This window comes from Nocardioides sp. Z30_9, assembly GCF_058215735.1.
Genome location: NZ_JBZAJF010000002.1, coordinates 540,870 through 562,712 on the forward strand (window position 1 = coordinate 540,870; position 21,843 = coordinate 562,712).

The 21,843-nt window shown below is 71.6% G+C and carries 21 protein-coding genes; 8 read left to right on the forward strand and 13 right to left on the reverse strand.

The features are described from left to right. Window positions 1–134 precede the first annotated feature (134 nt). From AC4BGB_RS13250 to AC4BGB_RS13265, 4 genes are all read left to right on the forward strand, one after another. Window positions 135–2,039 carry a chorismate-binding protein gene (locus tag AC4BGB_RS13250; protein WP_490547348.1) on the forward strand — a complete coding sequence of 635 codons (1,905 nt, stop codon included), beginning with the start codon at window positions 135–137 and terminating at the stop codon, window positions 2,037–2,039. After that, window positions 2,036–2,599 carry an anthranilate synthase component II gene (locus AC4BGB_RS13255; protein WP_490547349.1) on the forward strand — a complete coding sequence of 188 codons (564 nt, stop codon included), beginning with the start codon at window positions 2,036–2,038 and terminating at the stop codon, window positions 2,597–2,599. Before AC4BGB_RS13250 ends, AC4BGB_RS13255 begins: the two co-directional genes overlap by 4 nt. Further along, on the forward strand, window positions 2,596–3,876 hold the full coding sequence (locus AC4BGB_RS13260) for an anthranilate synthase component I family protein (RefSeq protein ID WP_490547350.1): 1,281 nt from the start codon (window positions 2,596–2,598) through the stop codon (window positions 3,874–3,876). Before AC4BGB_RS13255 ends, AC4BGB_RS13260 begins: the two co-directional genes overlap by 4 nt. A gap of 91 nt (window positions 3,877–3,967) precedes the next feature. Then, window positions 3,968–6,205, forward strand: coding sequence for a fused MFS/spermidine synthase (locus AC4BGB_RS13265; protein WP_490547351.1), 2,238 nt, complete (start codon window positions 3,968–3,970; stop codon window positions 6,203–6,205). 305 nt (window positions 6,206–6,510) lie between these two features. Here the strand turns inward: AC4BGB_RS13265 and AC4BGB_RS13270 are convergent, their stop codons facing one another. The 8 genes from AC4BGB_RS13270 to AC4BGB_RS13305 form a co-directional block, all read right to left on the reverse strand. Then, complete coding sequence (locus tag AC4BGB_RS13270; protein WP_490547352.1) at window positions 6,511–7,689, reverse strand: S1C family serine protease; 1,179 nt, start codon at window positions 7,687–7,689, stop codon at window positions 6,511–6,513. A 176-nt stretch (window positions 7,690–7,865) separates the two neighbouring features. Next, window positions 7,866–9,284: a sensor histidine kinase gene (locus tag AC4BGB_RS13275; RefSeq protein ID WP_490547353.1), complete on the reverse strand. Its 1,419-nt coding sequence runs from the start codon at window positions 9,282–9,284 to the stop codon at window positions 7,866–7,868. Further along, window positions 9,284–10,000, reverse strand: coding sequence for a response regulator transcription factor (locus AC4BGB_RS13280; RefSeq protein WP_490547354.1), 717 nt, complete (start codon window positions 9,998–10,000; stop codon window positions 9,284–9,286). Before AC4BGB_RS13280 ends, AC4BGB_RS13275 begins: the two co-directional genes overlap by 1 nt. 51 nt (window positions 10,001–10,051) lie before the next feature. After that, on the reverse strand, window positions 10,052–10,897 hold the full coding sequence (locus AC4BGB_RS13285; protein ID WP_490548440.1) for a fructosamine kinase family protein: 846 nt from the start codon (window positions 10,895–10,897) through the stop codon (window positions 10,052–10,054). A gap of 56 nt (window positions 10,898–10,953) precedes the next feature. Further along, complete coding sequence (locus AC4BGB_RS13290) at window positions 10,954–11,556, reverse strand: TIGR03086 family metal-binding protein (protein ID WP_490547355.1); 603 nt, start codon at window positions 11,554–11,556, stop codon at window positions 10,954–10,956. Window position 11,557: 1 nt separating this feature from the next. Continuing rightward, window positions 11,558–12,598, reverse strand: a complete 1,041-nt coding sequence (locus AC4BGB_RS13295; protein WP_490547356.1) for a sigma-70 family RNA polymerase sigma factor — start codon at window positions 12,596–12,598, stop codon at window positions 11,558–11,560. An 84-nt stretch (window positions 12,599–12,682) separates the two neighbouring features. Further along, entirely contained in the window at window positions 12,683–13,192 is a 510-nt protein-coding gene (locus tag AC4BGB_RS13300) for a low molecular weight protein-tyrosine-phosphatase (protein ID WP_490547357.1), read from the reverse strand. Window positions 13,193–13,199: 7 nt separating this feature from the next. Continuing rightward, window positions 13,200–13,580, reverse strand: coding sequence for a phage holin family protein (locus AC4BGB_RS13305; RefSeq protein ID WP_490547358.1), 381 nt, complete (start codon window positions 13,578–13,580; stop codon window positions 13,200–13,202). A gap of 140 nt (window positions 13,581–13,720) precedes the next feature. Here AC4BGB_RS13305 and AC4BGB_RS13310 point away from each other — a divergent pair, with 140 nt between their 5' ends. From AC4BGB_RS13310 to AC4BGB_RS13320, 3 genes are read left to right on the forward strand one after another with little or no spacing between them, the layout of a single operon-like run. Next, window positions 13,721–14,617, forward strand: coding sequence for a dimethylarginine dimethylaminohydrolase family protein (locus tag AC4BGB_RS13310; protein WP_490547359.1), 897 nt, complete (start codon window positions 13,721–13,723; stop codon window positions 14,615–14,617). Window positions 14,618–14,664: 47 nt separating this feature from the next. Continuing rightward, the gene (hisC, locus tag AC4BGB_RS13315; protein ID WP_490547360.1) at window positions 14,665–15,762 is read left to right on the forward strand and encodes a histidinol-phosphate transaminase; all 1,098 of its coding nucleotides are present in this window, start codon (window positions 14,665–14,667) and stop codon (window positions 15,760–15,762) included. A gap of 33 nt (window positions 15,763–15,795) precedes the next feature. Further along, complete coding sequence (locus AC4BGB_RS13320; protein WP_490547361.1) at window positions 15,796–16,734, forward strand: glutathione S-transferase family protein; 939 nt, start codon at window positions 15,796–15,798, stop codon at window positions 16,732–16,734. Window positions 16,735–16,789: 55 nt separating this feature from the next. Here the strand turns inward: AC4BGB_RS13320 and AC4BGB_RS13325 are convergent, their stop codons facing one another. The 4 genes from AC4BGB_RS13325 to AC4BGB_RS13340 all read right to left on the reverse strand — a co-directional run bounded on the left by AC4BGB_RS13325 (window position 16,790) and on the right by AC4BGB_RS13340 (window position 20,432). Continuing rightward, on the reverse strand, window positions 16,790–17,578 hold the full coding sequence (locus AC4BGB_RS13325; protein WP_490547362.1) for an Ig-like domain-containing protein: 789 nt from the start codon (window positions 17,576–17,578) through the stop codon (window positions 16,790–16,792). Window positions 17,579–17,686: 108 nt separating this feature from the next. After that, the gene (locus tag AC4BGB_RS13330) at window positions 17,687–18,481 is read right to left on the reverse strand and encodes an ABC-2 transporter permease (RefSeq protein WP_490547363.1); all 795 of its coding nucleotides are present in this window, start codon (window positions 18,479–18,481) and stop codon (window positions 17,687–17,689) included. Continuing rightward, window positions 18,478–19,407, reverse strand: coding sequence for an ABC transporter ATP-binding protein (locus tag AC4BGB_RS13335; protein WP_490547364.1), 930 nt, complete (start codon window positions 19,405–19,407; stop codon window positions 18,478–18,480). The genes AC4BGB_RS13330 and AC4BGB_RS13335 overlap by 4 nt, the downstream gene beginning before the upstream one ends. Before the next feature lie 35 nt (window positions 19,408–19,442). Then, entirely contained in the window at window positions 19,443–20,432 is a 990-nt protein-coding gene (locus AC4BGB_RS13340) for an NAD(P)-dependent alcohol dehydrogenase (protein ID WP_490547365.1), read from the reverse strand. A 148-nt stretch (window positions 20,433–20,580) separates the two neighbouring features. Between AC4BGB_RS13340 and AC4BGB_RS13345 the strand changes: the two genes are divergently transcribed. Beyond that, window positions 20,581–21,264 carry a TetR/AcrR family transcriptional regulator gene (locus AC4BGB_RS13345; RefSeq protein ID WP_490547366.1) on the forward strand — a complete coding sequence of 228 codons (684 nt, stop codon included), beginning with the start codon at window positions 20,581–20,583 and terminating at the stop codon, window positions 21,262–21,264. 88 nt (window positions 21,265–21,352) lie between these two features. Here the strand turns inward: AC4BGB_RS13345 and AC4BGB_RS13350 are convergent, their stop codons facing one another. Then, window positions 21,353–21,829, reverse strand: a complete 477-nt coding sequence (locus tag AC4BGB_RS13350) for an SRPBCC family protein (RefSeq protein ID WP_490547367.1) — start codon at window positions 21,827–21,829, stop codon at window positions 21,353–21,355. Window positions 21,830–21,843 lie beyond the last annotated feature (14 nt).

Below are 21,843 nucleotides of genomic sequence, written 5' to 3' on the forward strand. Positions count from 1 at the left end.
CCGAGCGGGCAATTGCGTTCAGCAGCGTGGACACAATTTGCCCGGTCACCGTCCTGCGGCGTGACGTTTGTGCCCGGTCGGCTGACTACGACGTGACAGAAGTGCCCGGTCGGCCACCTAGTAGCGTTCCCGGCATGTCCTCCCCGACCCCTGAGCCGTCCTCCGCCAGCGCTGCACTCCAGGAGCTGATGGGGCACGAGGCGTGGGCGGTGATCCGGTTGCGGGAGAGCTCGACGGTCACGCTGGTCGGGGGGCCGGTGAGCCACCTCGAGACGCTGCGCGACATCCCGTTGGAGGAGGGCGTGCCCGAGGAGGGACGCCGCTTCGACCGGCTGGTCGCCGTACCGTTCCGCCAGGTCACCGAGCGTGGGTTCGTCGCGCACGACGACGAGACCCCGCTGGCGGTGGTCGCGATCGAGACCGAGCGGGAGGTGCCGCTCGAGGAGCTGATCGCCGCGCTCCCCGAGGAGGAGATCTCCATCGAGGGCGAGGGTGGCTTCGAGACCTCCGACGAGGAGTACGGCGCTGTCGTGGACCGGATCATCCGCGAGGAGATCGGCAACGGCGAGGGCGCCAACCTCGTGATCGGGCGTCACTATCGCGCGCAATTGCGCGACTGGGACGCTGCGAAGGCGCTCACCGTGCTCCGCCGGCTGCTGACCAGCGAGCGCGGCGCCTACTGGACCTACTGCTTCTGGACCGGCGACCGGTTCCTGATCGGCGCCTCGCCCGAGCGGCACGTGAGCGTGCACGGCGGCGACGTCCGGATGAACCCGATCTCCGGGACCTTCCGCCTGCGCGGACTCGAGCCGGCGCAGCGCAAGCAGAAGCTGCTGGACTTCCTCGCCGACGAGAAGGAGATCTTCGAGCTCTTCATGGTCGTCGACGAGGAGCTGAAGATGATGTGCGACATCTGCCACGAGGGCGGCCAGGTGCTCGGGCCCTTCCTCAAGCCGATGACGCACCTCGTGCACACCGAGTACCTCCTCGCCGGCCGCACCCGCCACGACGTGCGCGACGTGCTGCGCGACACGATGTTCGCCGCGACCGTCACCGGCGCCCCCGTGGAGAGCGCCTGCCGGCTGATCCACCAGTACGAGTCCGAGGGACGCGGCTACTACGCCGGCGCGCTCGCCCTGATCGGCCGCGACGCCGAAGGCGCCCCCACTGCGGACTCCCCGATCGTGATCCGCACCGCCGACGTCTCCCCACAGGGCGCGATGAAGGTGACCGCGGGAGCGACCCTGGTCCGCGACTCCGACCCGATGAGCGAGGTCGCCGAGACCCTCGCCAAGGCGGGTGGCATCCTCACCGCGTTCGGTCTGGTCCCCGGAGCGACGGGCGCTCCCTCGGACATCGCCGACCTCACCCAGGACGAGGACGTGCTGATCGCCCTGAACTCGCGCAACCAGCGGCTCGCGAAGTTCTGGCTCACCGACCAGGCGGGCGCCGCGCCGGCGCCGTCGCTGGCGGGTCGGCAGATCGCGATCCTGCACGGCGAGGACGACTTCGTGAACATGCTCGCCCACGTGTTCTCCGTGCTGGGCATGGGGTCGCGCGTGGTCCGGCACGAGGCCTACGAGGACGGGGTCTTCGACGACGTCGACCTCGTCGTCATCGGCCCCGGCCCCGGCGACCCGCGCGACGCGGCGCACCCCAAGATCGCCGCCTACCAGCGGGCGATCGACGGTCTCCTGGCCACCCAGAAGCCGTTCCTCGCGGTGTGCCTGGGGCACCAGGTGCTCTGCGACCGCCTCGGGATCCCGCTGGACTACAAGGACATCGTCTTCCAGGGCACCCAGTCGCTGGTCGAGATCGAGGGCCGCGACGAGCGGGTCGGCTTCTACAACACCTTCGTCGGGCGGCTCGGCGAGGGCGCCCTGCCCGAGGGCGTCCGCGCGGAGTCCGACCCCGCCACCGGAGACGTCCATCTCGTCGCCGGACCGAACTTCCGCGGCGTGCAGTTCCACGCCGAGTCGATCCTCACCGAGAACGGCTTCGCGCTGCTGCGCGGGCTCCTGCTGGAGCTGCTGGGGTGACCACGGGGGTGCTCGTGGTGGACCACTACGACTCCTACACCTGGAACCTCGTGCACCTCGTCGCCACGGTCACCGGCACCCTTCCCGAGGTCGTCGAGCACGATGCTCCCGGAACCCTCGAGCGTGCCCGCGCTGCCACCCACGTGGTCCTCTCGCCCGGACCCGGACACCCCGGCGTCCCGGCCGACTTCGCCCTCGGCGCCGCGGTGTTCGGCCTCGGCGTACCGGTCCTCGGCGTGTGCCTGGGGATGCAGGCCCTCGTCACGGCGTACGGCGGAACGGTGACGCGCGTGCGCCCGGCGCACGGCGAGGTGGCCGTGGTCGAGCACGACGGGGATGGCCTCTTCGCCGGGGTGCCCGACCGGTTCCGGGCGGTGCGCTACCACTCGCTCGCAGCGGTGGAGCTGCCGGCGACGCTGCGCCGCACGGCCGTCGACGAGCTCAGTGGCGTGACGATGGCGGTCGCCCACCGGGACCTGCCGCACACCGGCGTGCAGTTCCACCCGGAGTCGATCCTCTCCGAGCACGGCGCCGCCCTGGTGAGGAACTTCCTCTCGTGAGCCACCCGACCACCTGCCCGGCCTCCGAACCCGTCGTCGCGGCCGTCCGCGACGGCCTGGCCCGCAGCGACCGGGTGTTCTGGCTCGACGGGGGCGGGGCACGCGAGTGGTCGGGCCGCCGGTCCCTGGTCGGCGTGCTCGAGGACGACGACGTCTCGCTGAGCTTCGACGCGGGCCGGCGCGAGGTGACCCGGCACCAGGGGACCCGGCACGAGGTGGTCGGCACGGACGTCTTCGAGGTGCTCGAGGCCGAGATCGCCCGCGACGAGGGCGATCCCGACGTGCACTGGGTGGGCTGCCTGGGGTACGCCGCCCGGCCGGACCTGCCCGCCCGCCCCTGGCCGCACGGCCCCGACGCCGTCTGGATGCGCTCGCGCGGCGTGCGGTTCTTCGACCACGGCCCGTTGCCGCAGGCAGGCCCGCTGCCCCCGGTGGCGCACCCCGGCACCGCGCCCGCGTGGTACGCCGACGCCTTCGCGCGCGTCCAGGAGCAGCTGCACGCCGGGAACACCTACGAGGTCAACCTGACCTTCCGCGACGAGGTCGGCCGGGTAGGCGAGGTCGGAGCGGCCACCGACCCCCTGGCCACCTACCTGCGGCTGCGCGCGAGCAACCCCGCGCCGTACGCCGGTCTGCTCAGCCACCGCGGGACCCACCTGCTGAGCAGCTCCCCGGAGCGCTACGCCACCGTCGACGCCGACCGCTGGGTCGAGACCAAGCCGATCAAGGGCACCACCCCGCGCGGCTCCACCGAGGCCGAGGACGAGCGGCTCCGCGAGGAGCTCGCCAGCGAGCCGCGGTTCCGCGCGGAGAACCTGATGATCGTCGACCTGCTGCGCAACGACCTCTCGATGGTCTGCGAGGTCGGGTCGGTCGAGGTGCCCAGCCTGATGGCGGTGGAGTCCTACCCGAGCGTGCACCAGCTGGTCTCCACGGTGCGGGGCCGGCTGCGCGAGGACGTCTCCACGCTCGGCGCGCTGCGGGCGCTGTTCCCGGCCGGCTCGATGACCGGTGCCCCGAAGCGGCGCACGATGGCGATCATCGACGAGGTGGAGGCAACCTCCCGCGGGCTCTACGCGGGGGCGTTCGGCTGGGTGTGCGCCGACGGCCGCGCCGACCTCGGCGTGGTGATCCGCTCGCTGTACGCCGGACCGGACCGGGTCTGGCGCATCGGCACCGGCGGCGGCATCACCGTGCACTCCGAGGTGGAGCAGGAGTGGGCCGAGACCGGCTGGAAGGCCGAGCGGATGCGCGCGAGCGCCGCCGGACCGGGCTGACAACAGTCGGATCACGCGTTCCCCGCTTCGCCGGACGCGGGGGCCGCGCCCTCGTATCTTGGCCGGACGAGGTCCCGGCGGAGGGTGTGACATGGCGACCAGCCAGAGCGTGGTCAAGCCCGGGACCCGTCCCGTCGCAGCCCCGGAGGCAGCCGGGGCGCCGGCCCCGCGGCGCGCCGGGCCGCGGACCCTGCTGTTCGCCACGACGGCCTTCCTGGGTGCGGCGCTGCTGTTCGTGGTCCAGCCCCTCGTCGCCCGGCTGATCCTGCCGTCGTACGGCGGCTCCGCGACGGTGTGGAGCACCTCCTCGCTGTTCTTCCAGGTGCTGCTGCTCGCGGCCTACGGCTACGCGCACTGGTCGACCTCGAGGCTGGGCGCGACCTGGCAGCCACGGGCCCACCTCGTGGTGCTGCTGCTGCCGCTGGTGGCCCTGCCGCTCGCGATCCCCGACGACGTCGCCCCGGGGGCCGACACCTCGCCGGTGCTCTGGCTGCTGCGCACCCTGCTCCTGGTGATCGGGCTGCCGTTCGCCGTGGTGGCGACCACCGGGCCGCTGCTGCAGCGGTGGTACTCCTGGGGCGACCACCACCGCTCCGAGGACCCCTACTTCCTGTTCGCGGCCAGCAACCTGGGCAGCTTCGGGGGACTGCTCGCCTACCCGCTGCTGATCGAGCCGAACCTCGCGCTCGCCGACCAGCGCGCGTGGTGGTCCGCGGGCTTCCTCGGCTTCGTGGTGCTCACCGGGGCGTGCGCGCTCTCGGTGCGCGGCGCGGGACGCACCCGCGACACCACGGCCACCCGGGTCCCGGCAGGGCCGCGGCCGGGACGCAGGCAGGTCCTCGGCTGGATCGCCCTCGCCTTCCTGCCGTCCTCGCTGATGCTGGGGGTCACCTCGCACATCTCGACCGACATCGCGGCGATCCCGCTGCTGTGGGTGGTGCCGCTCGCGATCTACCTGGCTACGTTCGTGCTCGCGTTCGCGCGCACCTCGCGGGTGCCGCCGCGACGGGTCACCCAGCTGGCTGTCGGGCTGGCCTTCGCGTGCGGCGGTGCGTCCGTGCTGGGCGGTGGCGTGTCGGTCGCGGGATCCATCGCGCTGAACCTCGCCATGCTCGCGCTGGTCGCGTACGCCGCCCACGCCCGCCTGGCCGCCGAGCGTCCCTCGCCCGACCACCTGACCGCGTACTACCTCGTGGTCTCCACCGGCGGAGCGCTGGGCGGGCTGCTGAACGGGCTGATCGCCCCGATGCTCTTCGACCGGGTGCTGGAGTACTGGCTGGTCCTCGCGGTGGTGCCGCTACTGCTCGTCGGGCTCGCCAAGGCCACCCCCGTGGCCGGTCCGGCGGGCTCCTCCCGTCGTCCCGGCGGCCTGACGATCGCCCTCCTGGCGGTGGCGGCGCTCGCGGTGGCAGGCCTGCTGTGGCTGGTCTCTGTGTACGCCGCGGTCGTGCTGGTGCTCCTGTGCGCGGCAGTCGCGCTCGGCACCGGGATGGCCCGGATGCCCCGGGCGATGGCCGGCATCCTCGTGGTGTTCTTCGGCTTCGCCGCCTTCGGGCAGTCCCAGGGCCAGCTGTCCCAGAGCCGCACCTTCTTCGGCAGCTACTCGGTGGTCAACGACCGCGGGGTCACCGAGCTGGTGCACGGTACGACGGTCCACGGCACCCAGTTCCGGGACCCGGACAAGCGCGGCATCCCGACGAGCTACTACTCGCGCACGGGCCCCCTCGGCGACGTGTTCACCGCGCGCAAGGGCGGCGACGTGGCGGTGGTCGGACTGGGTGCGGGCACCGTGGCGGCGTACGGCCAACCGGGCCAGCGGTTCACGTTCTACGAGATCGACCCGGAGATCGTGCGGATCGCCCGGGACCCGCGGCTGTTCACCTACCTCGACGACAGCGCCGCCACGGTCGAGACCGTGGTCGGCGACGGGCGGCTCGGGCTCGCGGAGGCCGCACCGGGCAGCTTCGACACGATCGTCCTGGACGCGTTCAGCTCGGACTCGATCCCGGTGCACCTGCTCACCGAGGAGGCGATCGCCACCTACCGCGAGCGGCTCGCGCCCGGTGGCGTGCTCGTCGTACACATCAGCAACCGGGTCTTCGACCTCGAGCCGGTCCTGGTGGGGGCGGCGGAGGAGCTCGGGCTCTCGATGGCCGTCGGCAGCGGCGAGGGCGACGCCGACGGCGGCGTCAACAGCGTCTGGGTCGCCCTGGGTGCGGAGCGGCAGGACCTCGCGCCCCTGCTGGAGCGTCCCGGTTGGCGCGAACCCGGCTCGCGGGCGATCCGCTGGACCGACGACTACTCCTCGATCCTGTCGGTGCTGGAGTAGCCGGTCCCGCGAGGATGGTCCGGGCGTGAATGGTCCGGGCATGGATGGTCCGGCGACAACCGTCCGGCGTGGACCCCGGCCAGGACGGGGGACCTGGTCGTGGTCGACGCGCGGAGCGGATGCCCTGCCGAGACGTCTGGCTCCCCCCGGATGCCGGGCAACCGCACCGCGCGCCGCGTCCCGCCATGCTTGTCCCGCACCCGCCGGGGGCACAAGGCCTGTGGCCGAGTCCGTAATTCAGGCCTAGACCACCGTCCCGCTTCGGGAACGCGCCGGAGCAACGCGCCGGGCGGAGTGGCCCCGCGTCAGGACGTCTGGCTGTTGGCGTCCGAGCCCAGGGTGGCCGTGGTCGTCTCGGTCTTGCCGTCGCGCAGGTAGGTGATCTTCACCTTGTCGCCGGGACGGTAGCCCCGGATCGTCGCCACCAGCGACTCCGACCCGTCGATGACCTGGTCGCCGACCTTGGTGATCACGTCACCCTCCTCGAGCCCGGCCTTGGCCGCGGCGCCGCCTCGCTCGACCGCGCCGAGCTCGGCGCCCTGCACCGAGGGGCTCCTGGCATCGGAGACCGAGACCCCCAGGCGTGCGTGCGTCGGCTTCTCGCCCTTGATGATCTGCTCGATCACCGGGCGCACCTTGTCGACCGGGATCGCGAAGCCGAGGCCGATGGAGCCGCCCGAGTCCCCGGAGAGCCCGCCGCTGGAGGCGGTCCGGATGGAGGAGTTGATCCCGATGACGCGGCCGGCGAGGTCGACCAGCGGCCCGCCGGAGTTGCCGGGGTTGATCGCGGCGTCGGTCTGGATCGCGGGGTACGTCGTGCTCAGCGAGCCCTGCTGCTGGTTCTGCTGCCCGCCGAACGGGTTCTGCTCGGACTCGTCCTGGGTGGACACCGAGACGGGCCGGTTCAGGGCACTGACGATCCCGGCGGTCACGGTCGCGTTCAGGCCGAACGGCGAACCCACCGCCACGACCTCCTGGCCGACCCGGACGTCGTCGGAGTTGCCGAGCTCGGCGGGATCGAGGTCCGTGGCGTCCTTGGCCTTGATCACGGCGATGTCGGTGAGCGGGTCGGTGCCCACGACGCTCGCCGGCTTGGTGGTGCCGTCGTTGAAGCTCACCGAGATCGACCCGCCCTGCGCGCCGGCTACCACGTGGTTGTTGGTGAGGATCTCGCCGTCCTTGGTGAGCACGATGCCGGAGCCGGAACCGGACTGGTTCTGGCCGGTGACGTTCACCTTGACCACCGAGGGCAGCACCTCGGCGGCCACCTTCTCCACCGTGCTGGCGGGGGCGGGGTCGGCGTCGTCGCCGGAGGAGCGCAACGGGCTCGACGACGTCGAGGAGGAGCTGTCGTTGCCGTTGTCGAGCGCGTCGTAGGCGGCGGCGCCGCCGAGACCGGCGAGCCCACCGAGGACCAGTGCGCCGACCAGGACGCCTGCGGTCAGGCCGTTGCCGCGCTTGGATCGCGCGGGCGTCGACGGCATGGGAGAAGCGGCGGGGTGGTCCTGGGACCGCGGCAGCGGCTGGGTGTGCTCGGGCCCAGCGGGGGGCCCAGCGGGACGCCCGGCACCAGCCGGGTCTTGTGGGTCATGCGGGTAACGATTCTGCTCATCCATGTTCATAGAATCCGCCGTCATCCTGAGAGAGACCTTTGGAAAGGCTACGCGCGGTCCAAAAGGTCTGGAGGCGCCATTGTGCCCGGCACGTGGAAGGAGAAGCAGGCTCCGGTGCCGCCCGGACCCGAGGCTGCCTGCACCGATCCTCCGTGCCGGTCGGCCACCGCCTGGACGATCGAGAGCCCGAGCCCGGAGCCGGGCATCCCGCGCGACTCCGCGGATCGGTAGAACCGGTCGAAGACGTGCGGGAGGTCCTCGTCGGAGATGCCCGGCCCCTGGTCGGTGACCACGACCGTGCCCTGCGAGAGCGCGACGGTGACCCGGCCGTCCTCGGGACTCCACTTGGCCGCGTTGTCGAGCAGGTTGGTGATCGCGCGCTCGAGTGCGGCAGCGTCCCCGGTGAGCCACCAGGGCTCGGTGGTCACGTCGAAGTGGACGGTGGGCGCGCGTCTGCGGACCCGGGTGACGGCTTGGCTGACCACCGCCGCGAGCTCCACCGGCTCGACGGGCGACGGTGCCGAGGGGTCCTCGCGGGCGAGCTCGACGAGGTCGACGATCAGCGTGGTCATCTCCGAGATCTGGGCGCGCACGTCGTCGAGCAGCTCGCGGCGCGACTGCGCCGAGAGCTGGGTGGAGGCGTCGGCCTGGGCCAGCAGGTCGAGGTTGGTGCGCAGGGACGTCAGCGGCGTACGCAGCTCGTGGCCCGCGTCCGCCACGAGCTGGCGCTGCCGCGCCTGGGAGGCCGAGAGGGCGGTGAGCATCGCGTTGAACGACATCGACAGGCGCGCGACCTCGTCGCGGCCCTCGACCGGGATCGGGTCGAGGCGCTCGGTGCGCGCGATCTCCTCCACGGCCGTGGTCAGCCGCCGGACCGGCCGCAGGCCGTTGCGGGCGACCCCCCAGCCGGCGAGCGCGGCGATGATCATCCCGGCGACGCCGAGCAGCAGCATCACCAGGCCCAGGCGGCCCAGCATCCTGTCCGTGGACTGCAGCGACTGGGACAGCACCAGGGCGACGCCCTTCTGCACCGGCACGGCCACCGCGCGGTAGCGGTCGCCGTGGACGAGCACCGTGCGGGCACTCCACTCCTTGCTGCCGGTCGCCACCTCGTACTCCGTGCGGCCGACCTCCTCGGCGGCGTCCCCGTCGGTCCAGGCGACCGGTCCGGCCTCGTCGATGAAGACCAGGTTCACGTCGGCCGCACCCAGTGCCCACCGGGGCACCTCCTGGCGGGCGAGCGCGGTCAGCGTGGCCGGCTTCGCGGCCTGGGTCGCCCGCACGTGCAGCGAGCGGTCGATGCTCTCCATGCTCTGCATCCGCACCGTGGCGTACGCCGCCAGCGCGACCACCGTGACCGCGATGCCCACCGCGAGGGTGGTGAGCAGGATGACCCGGCTCGCCAGCGACCTGCGGTAGTGGAAGGAGTTGCGCCAGTGTGTCGCCGGGCGCAGTGCGGGATGCACTACGGGGCCTCGCGGAGGACGTAGCCGACGCCTCGGACGGTGTGGATCAGGCGGGGCTCGTCGGAGGCCTCGGTCTTGCGCCGCAGGTACCCCACGTAGACCTCGAGGCTGTTGGCGGTCGTGGGGAAGTCGAAGCCCCAGACCTCCTCGAGGATGAACGAGCGCTCCAGCACCCGGCGGGGACGTCGCAGGAACAGCTCGAGCAGGTTGAACTCGGTCCGGGTGAGGTCGATCAGCCGGCCGCCGCGGCGTACCTCGCGGGAGGCGAGGTCCATGGTCAGGTCGGCGAACGCCAGCTGCTCCTCCGGGTTGCCCGGGGTGGGCGCGACGCGGCGCAGCAGGGCCCGCAGCCGGGCGAGGAGCTCCTCGAGCGCGAACGGCTTGGTGAGGTAGTCGTCGGCGCCGGCGTCGAGGCCCTCCACCCGGTCGCCGACCGCGTCGCGGGCGGTCAGCACGAGGATCGGCACGCTGTTGCCGACCTTGCGCAGGGCGCGGGTGGTCTCGAGGCCGTCGAGGCGCGGCATCATCACGTCCATCACGACGGCGTCGGGGTTGAGCGCGCCGATTCCGGCCAGCGCCTCGGCGCCGTCGGAGGCGGTGGAGACCTGGTAGCCGTTGAACTCCAGCGACCGGCGAAGCGACTCCCGCACCGCCCGGTCGTCCTCGACCACGAGGACGTGCTGGGGCGCCGCGGAGGGCGAGTCGGGGGCGGTCACGGGCACAAGAGTGCCATCTGGGCCTTAACGATCGCTGAGACGCCGTCGGGGTCAGAGGCGGCGCGCGACCTCGCCGGCCCGCTTGCCGTAGCTGCCGCCGAACAGGGCCGCGTGCACCAGGAGCGGGAACAGCTGGTGCAGCGGCTGGCGGTCCTCCCAGCCGTCGGCGAGCGGATGCACCTCTTGGTAGCCCTCCATCAGCCGCTGCAGCTGCGGGAGCCCGAACATCGCCAGCATCGCCAGGTCGGTCTCGCGATGACCCCCGTGGGCGGCGGGGTCGATCAGGGTGCCGTGGGTGGCGGACCAGACGACGTTGCCGCCCCACAGGTCCCCGTGGATCCTGGCGGGGGGCTCCGGCGGCCCGGCCAGGTCGGTGATCCTGCCCAGCAGCGCCTCGACGTCGCCGGCGTCCTCGGGGGTGATCCGGCCGCGGTTCAGCGCCCGCCGCAGGTAGGGCAGCACCCGGCGGGTCGCGAAGAACTCCGCCCAGGTGGGCGCCGGCCGGTTCGGCAGCGGCATTGATCCGATGAACCCGTCCTGCTCGGCCCCGAACCTGTCCGCACCGCTCGCGTGCAGCGCGGCGAGCGAGCGGCCCAGCGCGGCGGCGGTCTCCGCCGAGGGCCGGGCCGGCTCGATCCAGCGCAGCACCAGGCAGTCGTGCTCGACGGCCAGCACCTCCGCGACGTCGACGACGCCGGGCTCCGCGAGCCACCGTAGGCCGCGGGCCTCGGTCTCGAAGAACCCTTCGGGGGCTCCGGGGAGCGTCTTGACCAGGGCCGAGCTGCCGTCGCTGAGCCGGACTCGGGTGCAGGTGCAGATGTCGCCGCCGGCCACCGGGCTCGTGGAGACCACGGACTGGGGCAGCAGCTGCTCGACCCGACCGGCGATCCCTCGCATGTGCGCCACAGCTCAACTGTGCACCCCGGCTCCGAACCGGTGCCGGGTCCCGGGGATCAGCCGCCGCCGCTGCGTGGTGCCGACCACGCGGGATCCCGGCCCAGGTGGGCCAGCAGCCGCGCGCTGGCGGAGGCACGCGGCGCCACCTCGACGGGCGCCGCGAAGCGGTGCCCGCGCTCGCGCGGTGTCACCACGACCAGGGCCAGGGCGTGCAGCCGCTCGGCGAGGTCCGCGGGCAACGGTCGGTGGTCACCGCAGGCCGCGGCGACGTCCCACCCGTGCACGGCGATCTCCAGGGCGCCGACCAGGACGGTGGTGTCGCGGCCCAGGACGAGCTCACCGACGGTCACGGGCGCGGAGGTGAGCCGCCGGCGCCACGCGGCGAGCGTGGCGCAGCCGCGCTCGACGATGCGGTCCACCAGGTCGCCGGAGTCCCCGGCGCCCCGGCTGCCCTCGATCGGGACACGTCCCTGCTCGGCTGCGTCGCCCAGTGCCGTCAGCGAGTCCTCCATGTGCAGGAGCAGGTCCCCCAGGGTCCAGGCGCGGCAGGGGGTGGGCGAGGGCAACGCTGCGTCGCGGGCCGCCTCGAGGCAGCCGAGGGCCCAGACGACGGAGTCCTCGAGCACCGCCACCGAGGTCGGCGGCGGGACGACGGACATCTCAGGCCTGGGCGTACGACGCGGGCAGGCTCGGCGGCAACCCGAACTTCTCGAACAGCCCGAGCCCGCGGAACGCGACCACGTGCTGCACGCGCCCCTCGACGAGCTGGAGGACCTGGAGCTGGAACGGCTCGAAGTGGCCCTCCGGCTGGCGCATGTAGAGGCCGAAGGCCGGCTGGCCGTTGGCGGTGGTCCGGATCATCGGCATGTCGTTGGCGCCACCGGGGCACTGCGTCCCGATCAGGTCCGCGATGTTGCGCGACCCGGCGTACCACCCGGTGAACGGCGGCATCTCCCAGATCGCGTCGTGGGCCAGCATCGTCACCAGTGCGTTGACGTCCTTGTCCCAGAACGCCTGGACGTAGCGCTCGAGCATCGCCTCGAGCTCGGGGGTGAGGTCGTCCTCGACCGTCCCCTGGGTCAGCTGCCTCTCGGCGAGCTGCGCGTGGGCACGCTGCAGGGCGCTGTTGACCGCCGCGGTGGTGGTCTCCAGCGCGACCGCCGTCTCCTTGGCGGACCAGCGGAGCACGTCGCGCAGGATGAGCACGGCGCGCTGGCGGGCCGGCAGGTGCTGCAGCGCCGCCACGAACGCCAGCCGGATGGAGTCGCGATTGCCCACGACGTGGGCCGGGTCGACGTTGGCGACGTCCACCATCACGTCGGGCAGCGGCTCCAGCCAGGGGACCTCGGTGGCCTCGACCAGCTCGTCGTGCGCCTGTGCCCCGGGCAGGCCGAGCCCGGTCGGCAGCGGGCGACGGGCCTTGTTCTCCAGGTTGGTCAGGCACACGTTGGTCGCGATGCGGTAGAGCCAGGTGCGGACCGAGGAGCGCCCCTCGAAGTCGTCGTAGGCCCGCCAGGCACGCAGGTAGGTCTCCTGGACCATGTCCTCGGCGTCGTAGACCGACCCGGTCATCCGGTAGCAGTGGGCGGTCAGCTCGCGGCGGTACTGGTCGGCGACCTGCGGGAACTCCTCGGGCAGGGGCGGGGCAGGGGGCGACCCCTGCTGGTTCGCAGCCTGCGATCCGGTGTCGAGCGACGTCATGGGAGCTCCTCTTGTTCCGACTCTAGACACCGCTGCTGACCAGCGGGGACCGGAGAACTCATCGGAGGGGCGCCGCGCCGCGTCCTACAGACCCAGCTCCCTGAGCTCGTGCACCAGTGCCCGGCAGGTGCGCTCCACGATCCGGAGCACCTCCTCGAAGCCGTCGTCGCCGCCGAACCACGGGTCCGGCACGTCGAGGTCCTCCGGAGCCGGGTCCGCGGGGAGGCGGGGGTCCAGGGAACGGAACATCCGGACCCGGTCGCTCGGACCGGCGCCCCCGGTGATGTCGGCGAGGTTCTTGGCGTCCATCGCCAGGACCAGGTCGAGGTCGAGCCAGCCGGGGTCGAACTGCTGGGCGCGGTGGCTGGCGCCGTCGTACCCGCTGGCGACGAGGTGTGCGGCGGCGCGCGGGTCCATCGGCTCGCCGACGTGCCAGTCGCCGGTGCCGCAGCTGCTCACCTCGACCTTCTCCGCGAGCCCGGCCTCCTCGAGCATGGCGCGCAGCACCACCTCGGCCGTGGGGGAGCGGCAGATGTTGCCCAGGCACACGAACCCGATGCGGTACGGCGTGCCGGTCGGCGAGGGGAGGCTCACGGCGCGATCAGCGCCGATCGGGCTCGGGGAGGATCGCCTCGAGGATCGTCGAGGCCACCGAGATCACGAGGGCCCCGAACAGGGCCACCCAGAATCCGTCCACGTGGAAGCCGAGGTCGAAGCTCCCCGCGATCTTGCTGGTGAGCAGCAGCATCAGGGCGTTGATCACCAGCAGCATCAGCCCCAGCGTCAGGATGATCAGCGGCAGCGAGAGCAGCTTGACCACGGGCCGCACGATCGAGGTGACCACCCCGAAGATCGCGCCCACCACGACCAGGGTGACGACCCGGTCGGTCTCGGTGGCCCCGGTGAGGGTGATCCCGTCGAAGAGCCACACGGCGGCACCGAGGGCAAGGGTGTTGACGACGAGCCAGACCAGGAACCTCATGCGTGCACCCTAGTGGGGTCCCAGCGGACCTCCGTGGAGGCGGCTTCGCCGACATACGACACGCGATTGCCTGAAACAGCACTGAAACGACGGCTGGTTAGACAGGTCTCCTCCTCGTACGCCGAGACCCGGGAGGGCCGATGATCTCCGGCACCGAGCTCCAGTGGGGCCACGACTACCTGATGGTCCAGCCCGACCACTTCCGCATCGACTACGCGATCAACCCGTTCATGGACGTCCGCGACCAGCCCGATCCGGGACTCGCCACGGCGCAGTGGTGGGGGCTGGTCGCTGCGATCGAGACCGCCGGCGGCACCGTGCAGGTGGCGCCGCAGCTGCCGCAGGCCCCCGACATGGTCTACGCGATGAACCTCGGCCTGGCCCTGCAGGGTCCCGGGCCGCACGCGCGCCAGGTGGTGCTCTCGCACATGCGCTACCCCCAGCGCCAGGTGGAGACCCCCGGCGCGGACAGGTGGTTCGCGGGGCGCGGCTTCGCTCGGCGCAGCACCGGTCGCGACGGCGTGGGGGCCCACTTCGAGGCCGGCGACGCGTTCGCGTGGCGTGGTGAGCTCCTGGTCGGCCACGGCCCGCGCACCGAGGAGCTGGCGCTCAAGCACCTCGCCGGCGACCTCGGCGTGAGCGTCCGTGGCCTGCGGATCGTCCACCCGGCGATGTACCACCTCGACCTGGCCTTCTGCCCCCTCGACGACGCCCGGGCGATGGTGTGCCCGGACGCCTTCGACACCGAGTCGGCGGCTGCGCTGCTCGCGCTGGTGCCGGATCCGCTGGTGATCTCCGAGCAGGAGGCGCTCACCTTCTGCGCGAACTCGGTCGTGGTCGGCCGGACCGTGGTGATGCCGGCGTGCCCGAACCGCGTCCGGGCGCAGCTCGAGACGTGGGGCTTCGAGGTCGTGCTCGCCGACGTGGGGGAGTTCCTCAAGGGCGGCGGGGCGATGCGGTGCCTGACCAACCCGCTCGACGTACGCCTCGGTCGCGACCTCGCGCCTGTCCCCGGTGGTCGGGTCGCGCTGCCCTGAGGGCCGGTCGCCGGTCGGGCCTGCTCGCGCGGCCGTAGGGTCGGCGCGTGAGTTCCCAGGTCCCCCCGAGCCCCCGCGCGAGCCTCGCCGACATCCCGGCCTACGTGCCGGGACGGCCGCCGGCACACCGCCCGGGGCGGCAGGTCTACAAGCTGTCCTCGAACGAGAACCCGTTCCCGCCGCTGCCCTCGGTGCTCGAGGCGGCCGAGTCCGCGGCCGCGCAGATGAACCGCTACCCCGACATGGGCAACGCCGCGCTGTACGACGCCCTGGCCCGCCGTCTCGGCGTACCCACCGAGCGGCTTGCCGCCGGGACCGGGTCGGTGGCGTTGGTCTACCACCTGCTCCAGGCGTTCTGCGAGCCTGGCGACGAGGTCGTCTACGCCTGGCGCTCCTTCGAGGCCTACCCGCTCGCGGTGGCGACCGTCGGCGGGGTCTCGGTCCAGGTACCGCTCACCGCGGACGGCCGCCACGACCTCGTCGCGATGGCCGAGGCGGTGACCGAGCGGACCAGGGTCATGTTCGTGTGTACGCCGAACAACCCGACCGGGCCCGCGGTGGACCACGCCGCCCTCACGCAATTGCTGGCAAATGTCCCCGACCGGGTCCTGGTGGTCGTCGACGAGGCCTACCGGGAGTTCGTGCGGTCGCAGGACCCGGTCGACGGGATCGCCCTGCAGGAGGCGCACGCGAACGTCGCGGTGCTGCGCACCTTCGCCAAGGCCTACGGGCTGGCCGGGTTCCGGGTGGGCTACCTGCTCGCGCACCCGCAGGTGGCTGCGGCGGTCCGGGCCTGTGCCCTGCCCTTCGGGGTCTCCACCGTCGCCCAGGCGGCGGCCGTGGCGAGCCTGGCGGCGGAGGCCGAGCTGATGGAGCGCGTCGAGGCGATCGTCGCCGAGCGCGACCGGGTCGTGGCCGGACTGACCGGGCAGGGCTGGGACCTTCCCGAGCCCCAGGGCAACTTCGTCTGGCTGCCGCTCGGGGAACAGACGCCCACGTTCGTCGCGGCGGCGGAGGCGGCCGGCATCAGCGTGCGACCCTTCGCCGACGAGGGAGTGCGGGTCAGCATCGGCGAGCCTGCGGCCAACGACGTGTTCCTCACGGTCGCGGCCGGTCTCGCGCGACCCGCAGGCCGGCAAAAGTGATTGAAAGTTGATCTACCGAGGCACAATGGGGGAATGGTGGAACGCAACTCGACGTACGTGGAGCAGGGCAAGTCCTTCGACCGGGACATGAACTACATCCCTGACCGGATCACCCGTGACTCCGAGCAGTGGCCCGTCGAGCCCGGGCGCTACCGCCTGATCGCGGCGAAGGCCTGCCCATGGGCCAACCGCGCCATCATCGTGCGCAACCTGCTCGGCCTCGAGGACGTGATCTCCCTGGGGATGCCGGGGCCGGTGCACGACAAGGACAGCTGGACCTTCGACCTCGACCGCGGCGGCGTGGACCCGGTGCTCGGCATCCACAAGCTGCAGGAGGCCTACTTCAAGCGCTACCCCGACTACCCGCGCGGCATCACCGTCCCGGCGATCGTGGAGGTGGAGAGCGGCGAGGTCGTCACCAACGACTTCCCGTGGATCACCCACGACTTCTTCTTCGAGTGGAGCGACCACCACCGCCCCGACGCCCCGGACCTGTGGCCCGAGGACGTGCGCGAGGAGATGGAGACCGTGATGAAGCGGATCTTCACCGAGGTGAACAACGGCGTCTACCGCTGCGGGTTCGCCGGTTCCCAGGAGGCGTACGACGACGCCTACGACCGGCTCTGGACCGCGATGGACTGGCTCGAGGAGCGGCTGGCCGAGCGGCGTTTCCTGATGGGGGACTCGATCACCGAGGCCGACGTACGCCTGTTCACCACGCTGGTCCGCTTCGACGCGGTCTACCACGGGCACTTCAAGTGCAACCGCAACAAGCTCACCGAGATGCCCAACCTCTGGGGCTACGCCCGCGACCTGTTCCAGACCCCCGGCTTCGGCGAGACGATCGACTTCGACCAGATCAAGCAGCACTACTACGTGGTGCACCTCGACGTGAACCCGTCGGGCATCGTCCCCAAGGGCCCTGACACCTCGGTCTGGACGACCGCGCACGGCCGGGAGTCGCTGGGCTGACGCGGCTCAGGCGCCCACCCATCTCGGCCCGACCGAGGTGTGGACGTACGGCGACCTACGGAGCGGTCACCCGGCTCGCCAGGCTGCGCATGCTCGGGGCCTTGCGGAGGTCCGCGTCCTCGTCGGTGGCCAGCTCGACCCACTGGCGGCCGTTGACGGTGTTGAGCACGCCGACGCTGATCAGGCTGACGTCCCCCTCGCCGTTGTTCATCGCCGCCACGAACAGGATCCGCTTGGCCTTGGTCCGGACGCTCACGGTGGCGCCGGGCGCCACAGTGCGCTGAAGCAGGGGACGCTTCGCCTTCGGGCTGCCGGCGACGAGGACCACCCAGCGCCGGTTGGTGTTGGTGAACGCCACGACGGCCCGCTTCTTGACCTTGTGCTTCTTCACGGTCAGCTTGCGGACCAGTTGCGCGCGGACCGGCTTGACGCCCTCGACCGCGATGGTGACCTTCGCCGTGCGGTAGAGGTCGCCGTCGGTGACGCCGTACGTCAGGGTCTCGGTGTAGTTGGCGGCGCTGAGCGCGGGCGAGTACACGATCGTGCTGTTGGGCTGGATGCAGACCTCGCCGCGGCCCTGGCTGAGGTTCGTCACGTAGAGCCGGTCCCCGTCGGGGTCGGAGTCGTTGGCCAGCACCTTGACCGTCACGGACCCGCCGGAGATGACCCGTGCGGTGTCGTTGGCCAGCTCGGGTGCCCGGTTGGCCACGCGTGTGTTCGCCGGCGCAGGCACCCCGGAGCAGGAGCGAGCGGCGTTCGCGGTCCCCGCGGAACCCACGAGGGCCAGTCCCGCGAGCAGGACGAGCGTGGTGGTGGCGGCAACCTTGCGTGTCGCACTGAGCATGGGCAGATCCGATCCAGAGACGTATGAGGGCTGCAGTGTGCCGGAACCTCCGCCGCCGCGACTGGGTTTGCCGAATCTGTCCACGCCGGGACTACCCGAGTTCTGGGCTCACTTGATCTCCGAGCGCAGCAGCGCCCACATGCCCACGGTCAGGGGAAGGACCAGCCAGATCAGGGTGGTCGCACCGAGCTGCAGCCACTGGGTTGCGGCGAGTGAGCCGTTGAACAGGGCGTCCTGGAAGTAGTTCGGGTCCACCCAGGGCTGCACGTCGCGGAACCACTCCTGGTTGGCCGCGAAGACCACGAACACCGTCGGGAGCAGGAACGTGTAGACGAAGTAGGCGACGATCGCTCCCGCCGAGCTGCGGATCAGTACGCCGAGCATGAACCCGATCAGCAGCCCGACGACGTTCACCAGCACGATCTGCAGGAGGCCGACCGCGTTGTCGTCCCACACCACCTCCACGCCGGTGACCGCTGCCCCGGCCAGGGTGCCGATGGCGCCCAGGATGAAGGCGAGCAGCATCGAGGCCACCGCGACCGAGACCGCGACGATGCCCTTGGCGAGGACGATCCGACCGCGGTGGGGGACCAGCGTGAAGGTCGTCAGCCCGCTGCGCTGGCTCCACTCCCCGGTGACCGAGAGCGCTGCCACCATCGGCAGGATCACTGCCATCGGGAAGATGATCGCCTGCGTGAACAGGTGGAAGGTGAGCTGCTCCGCAGGTGCGAAGGCGATCACCGCGACGGTGGCCAACGCGGCGGAGATCGCGATGCTGCACAGCAGCCAGAAGCCGGCTCGGGTGTCGAAGGACTTGCGCAGCTCGACCGAGACGATCCGTGCGAGCGGGATCCCGGCGGGTGCGTGGCGGCGTACTGGGGCATCGATCTCGATGGTGGTCATGCCGCTGCTCCTTCTCGTTGGGTGTCCGCGGTGAGCTCGAGGAACATCTCTTCGAGCCCGGCACCCTCGGCGCCGCGCAGCTCGATCAGGGTGGCGCCGGCCCGATGGGCCAGGTGGCCGACGAGCTCGGGCTCGGCCTCCACGCGAAGGGCGCCCTCGCGCCCGAGGGGGCCGCTGCGGGTGAACGGCACGCCGGCGAAGGTCAGTGCCTCTTCCAGGCCGGCGACGTCGGTGGTCCGCACCAGCGTGCCGGCCGTCCGGAGGAGGGCGGCCTTGGTTCCCTGGGCGACGATTTGGCCGTTCCCGATGACCACGAGATCGTCCGCGACCACCTCGATCTCGTGGAGCAGGTGCGAGGAGAGCAGCACGGTCGCGCCCCGGTCGGCGTAGTCACGCAGTAGGTCCCGCATCCACCGGATGCCGGCCGGATCGAGTCCGTTGGCCGGTTCGTCGAGGATCAGTACCTCGGGTTCCCCGAGCAGGGCGCTCGCGATTCCGAGTCGCTGGCGCATTCCCAGTGAGTAGTGCCGGACCCGTCGCCCCGCCTCGGCGGGAGTGAGGCTGACCAGGTCGAGCATCTCCTGGACCCGGCGTGCGGGCAGGCCCATCATGCGCTGTCCGAGGGTCAGGATCTCGCGCCCGGTGCGGCCGGCGTGCTGAGCCGAGGCGTCGAGCAGGACCCCGACGTCCAGGCCCGGGTTCGCCAGGTCGACGAACCGCTGCTGGCAGATCTCGGCGGTGCCCGCGGAGGCTGGAGTCAGCCCCACGATGATCCGCATCGTCGTGGACTTGCCGGCGCCGTTCGGCCCGAGGAAGCCGGTGACCCGACCTGGAAGCGCGGTGAAGCTGACGTCGTCCACGGCGGTGAAGCCGGCGTAGTTCTTGGTGAGGGAGTCGACCTTGATCATCACGATCACGCTTTCCATCGGGTGGGGGTGTTTCGCGGGGTATGCGGTTGCGCTCAGGCGTCGTACGTCGTGGGGGCGATGCTGATGCCGACCTTCCCGCGGGCCCGGCCGGCCGCCAGGTGGCGGATGGCGTCGGAGGCCTGGGCCAGCGGATAGGTCCGGTCCAGGCGCGGGCTGACCTCGCCGGCTTCGACCAGGGAGGTGAGCCGGTCGAGGTCGGCGGAGTTCTCCCTGCACAGGAACATGGTCAGCCGCTGGCGAGTCGCCGCGGACACGGCGAGTGCGCGTAGCTGGCGGTTCATCCCTCCCGAGAAGTTGCCGCCCTCCTCGCCGCCGACGATGACCGCGGTCCCGGCCGGGGTCAGTGCCTGTCGCAGCCGGGTCAGGCTCGGGTTGCCCGCGATGTCGATGATCAGGTCGTAGCGGCGTACGCCGTCGGCGAAGTCGTCGCGGTTGTAGTCGATGACGTGGTCGGCACCCAGGGACCGCACCAGGTCGAGCTTGCCGGTGCTGGCGGTGCCGGTGACCTCGGCGCCGTAGGCCTTCGCGACCTGGACGGCGAAGCTGCCGACGCCGCCCGAGGCCCCGGTGACCAGGACCTGTTGCCCGGCCTGGACCCGGCCGGTGTCACACACGGCCTGGAGCGCGGTGAGACCGGAGACCGGGACCACGGCTGCCTGTTCGAAGGTCAGGTTGGCAGGCTTCACGACCAGCTTGGCCTCCGGTGCCACGGCGTACTCCGCGAACGAGCCGCGGCCGATGCCGAACACCTCGTCCCCCTGCGCGAACCGGGTCACGGCCGACCCCACCTGCGCCACGGTCCCGGCGAGGTCGCCGCCCAGCACCGGCTGCCGCGGGCGGCGTACGCCGGTCGCGAGCCGCATCAGGTACGGCTTGCCGGTCATCAGGTGCCAGTCGCTGCTGGCGAGACCGGCCGCGTGCACCCGGACCAGCACCTCGTGCTCACCGACCGTGGGGCGTGGGACCGACTCGACCCGGACCACGTCCGCGGAACCGTAGGTGTGCCGGACGACTGCCCGCATCGTCTCCGCGCAGGGACGGGAAGGGAATCGGGTCGGTGACTGCTGGTCTCGGGTTCCCATGGCTGCTCCAACCGGTGGACGAGGTCTTCGTACTTAGTACGGTTACGTTAACGTACTAAGTACGGAAGCGCTACCCCCAAGGAGTGAGATGCCGAGAACGGGCCCCCAGAGCAGCCCGGGACGGGCTCCCCTGAGCCGCGACCGGGTGCTGCGTGCCGCCGTCGACGTGGCCGACCGGGGCGGGCTCACGAGCCTGACGATTCGGTCCCTGGCCGAGGAGCTGGGCGTGAAGCCGATGTCGGTCTACCACCACGTCGCGAACAAGGAGGAGATCATCGACGGCATCGTCGATCTCGTCTTCGGCGAGTTCGAGCTGCCCCGACCCGGCGGTGATTGGCGCGAGGAGATGCTCCGACGCGCGCTCTCGGTGCGGGCCGTGCTGCGGGTCCACCCGTGGGCGATCCCGCTGCTGCAGGCGCGGACCTCGCCCGGCGCTGCGACCCTGACCCACCTCAACGCCGTGATCGGCACCCTGAGGGAGGGCGGCTTCTCGGTCGAGGCGACCGCACACGCCTACGCGCTGCTCGACAGCTACATCTACGGCTTCGCGATGTCGGAGGCCTCACTGCCCATCAACGGACCGGAGACGGTCCATGAGGTGGCCGAGTCGATGAACTTGAACGAGCTGTTCGGCACGGGCGCGTTCCCCTACCTCGTGGAGTTCTCGACCGAGCACGTGCTCAAGCCGGGCTACGACTTCGGCACCGAGTTCGAGTTCGGGCTCGACCTCGTCCTGGACGGCTTGGCCGTCTCGTTGCCTGCAGACCGGTGACTTTGCCAGCAATTGCTGGCGAATTCCCGTCTCGAGTGGCGACAGGACTGACTTTTGCCAGCAATTGCTGGCAAGCAGCCCTGCAGGCTCAAGAAGCCCGGCGGGCGTCCGCCTCCGCGGCCTCCTTCAGGTTGACCAACGTGCCCTCGATCCCCTTGCGGTTGCGGGCGGGGAAGCCGGTGAGCTCGATCAGCAGGCGCTGCGGAGCGCCGTACATGCTGTAGTCGAAGGACTCGGTGACCCGGGTCCCGCTCGGAGTGGGCTCGAGGACGTAGCGCCAGCGGTGGCCGCCGAAGTGGCGCCAGGCGATCCGGCGGCCCTCCTCGAACTCCACGACGGTGTTGCGGATCTTGTACGGCAGCCCGAACAGCTTCATGTCCACGCCGAACGTCGCGCCCTTGCTCAGCCGGTCGGGGCCCTTGAGCAGGCCACGGACCGAGCCGGAACCGTCGATGCGGGACTGCTGGCGCGGGTCGGCCAGGATCGCGAACACGGTCTCGGGAGGCGCTGCGACCTCGATCGACTCGGAGACCACACGAGGGGTATCTGATTGCTGACGACTCATCCGTCGAGTCAAGC

What these genes read in the sequence shown, in the direction of transcription:
- AC4BGB_RS13310 (WP_490547359.1), top strand. Translation starts at nt 13,721, where the DNA reads ATGATCTCCGGCACCGAGCTCCAGTGGGGCCACGACTACCTGATGGTC.
- AC4BGB_RS13345 (WP_490547366.1), top strand. Translation starts at nt 20,581, where the DNA reads ATGCCGAGAACGGGCCCCCAGAGCAGCCCGGGACGGGCTCCCCTGAGC.
- AC4BGB_RS13285 (WP_490548440.1), bottom strand. Translation starts at nt 10,897, where the DNA reads ATGCGAGGGATCGCCGGTCGGGTCGAGCAGCTGCTGCCCCAGTCCGTG.
- AC4BGB_RS13350 (WP_490547367.1), bottom strand. Translation starts at nt 21,829, where the DNA reads ATGAGTCGTCAGCAATCAGATACCCCTCGTGTGGTCTCCGAGTCGATC.
- AC4BGB_RS13305 (WP_490547358.1), bottom strand. Translation starts at nt 13,580, where the DNA reads ATGAGGTTCCTGGTCTGGCTCGTCGTCAACACCCTTGCCCTCGGTGCC.
- AC4BGB_RS13270 (WP_490547352.1), bottom strand. Translation starts at nt 7,689, where the DNA reads ATGCCGTCGACGCCCGCGCGATCCAAGCGCGGCAACGGCCTGACCGCA.
- AC4BGB_RS13295 (WP_490547356.1), bottom strand. Translation starts at nt 12,598, where the DNA reads ATGACGTCGCTCGACACCGGATCGCAGGCTGCGAACCAGCAGGGGTCG.
- AC4BGB_RS13325 (WP_490547362.1), bottom strand. Translation starts at nt 17,578, where the DNA reads ATGCTCAGTGCGACACGCAAGGTTGCCGCCACCACCACGCTCGTCCTG.
- AC4BGB_RS13335 (WP_490547364.1), bottom strand. Translation starts at nt 19,407, where the DNA reads ATGGAAAGCGTGATCGTGATGATCAAGGTCGACTCCCTCACCAAGAAC.
- AC4BGB_RS13250 (WP_490547348.1), top strand. Translation starts at nt 135, where the DNA reads ATGTCCTCCCCGACCCCTGAGCCGTCCTCCGCCAGCGCTGCACTCCAG.
- AC4BGB_RS13265 (WP_490547351.1), top strand. Translation starts at nt 3,968, where the DNA reads ATGGCGACCAGCCAGAGCGTGGTCAAGCCCGGGACCCGTCCCGTCGCA.
- AC4BGB_RS13330 (WP_490547363.1), bottom strand. Translation starts at nt 18,481, where the DNA reads ATGACCACCATCGAGATCGATGCCCCAGTACGCCGCCACGCACCCGCC.
- AC4BGB_RS13320 (WP_490547361.1), top strand. Translation starts at nt 15,796, where the DNA reads ATGGTGGAACGCAACTCGACGTACGTGGAGCAGGGCAAGTCCTTCGAC.
- AC4BGB_RS13290 (WP_490547355.1), bottom strand. Translation starts at nt 11,556, where the DNA reads ATGTCCGTCGTCCCGCCGCCGACCTCGGTGGCGGTGCTCGAGGACTCC.
- AC4BGB_RS13340 (WP_490547365.1), bottom strand. Translation starts at nt 20,432, where the DNA reads ATGCGGGCAGTCGTCCGGCACACCTACGGTTCCGCGGACGTGGTCCGG.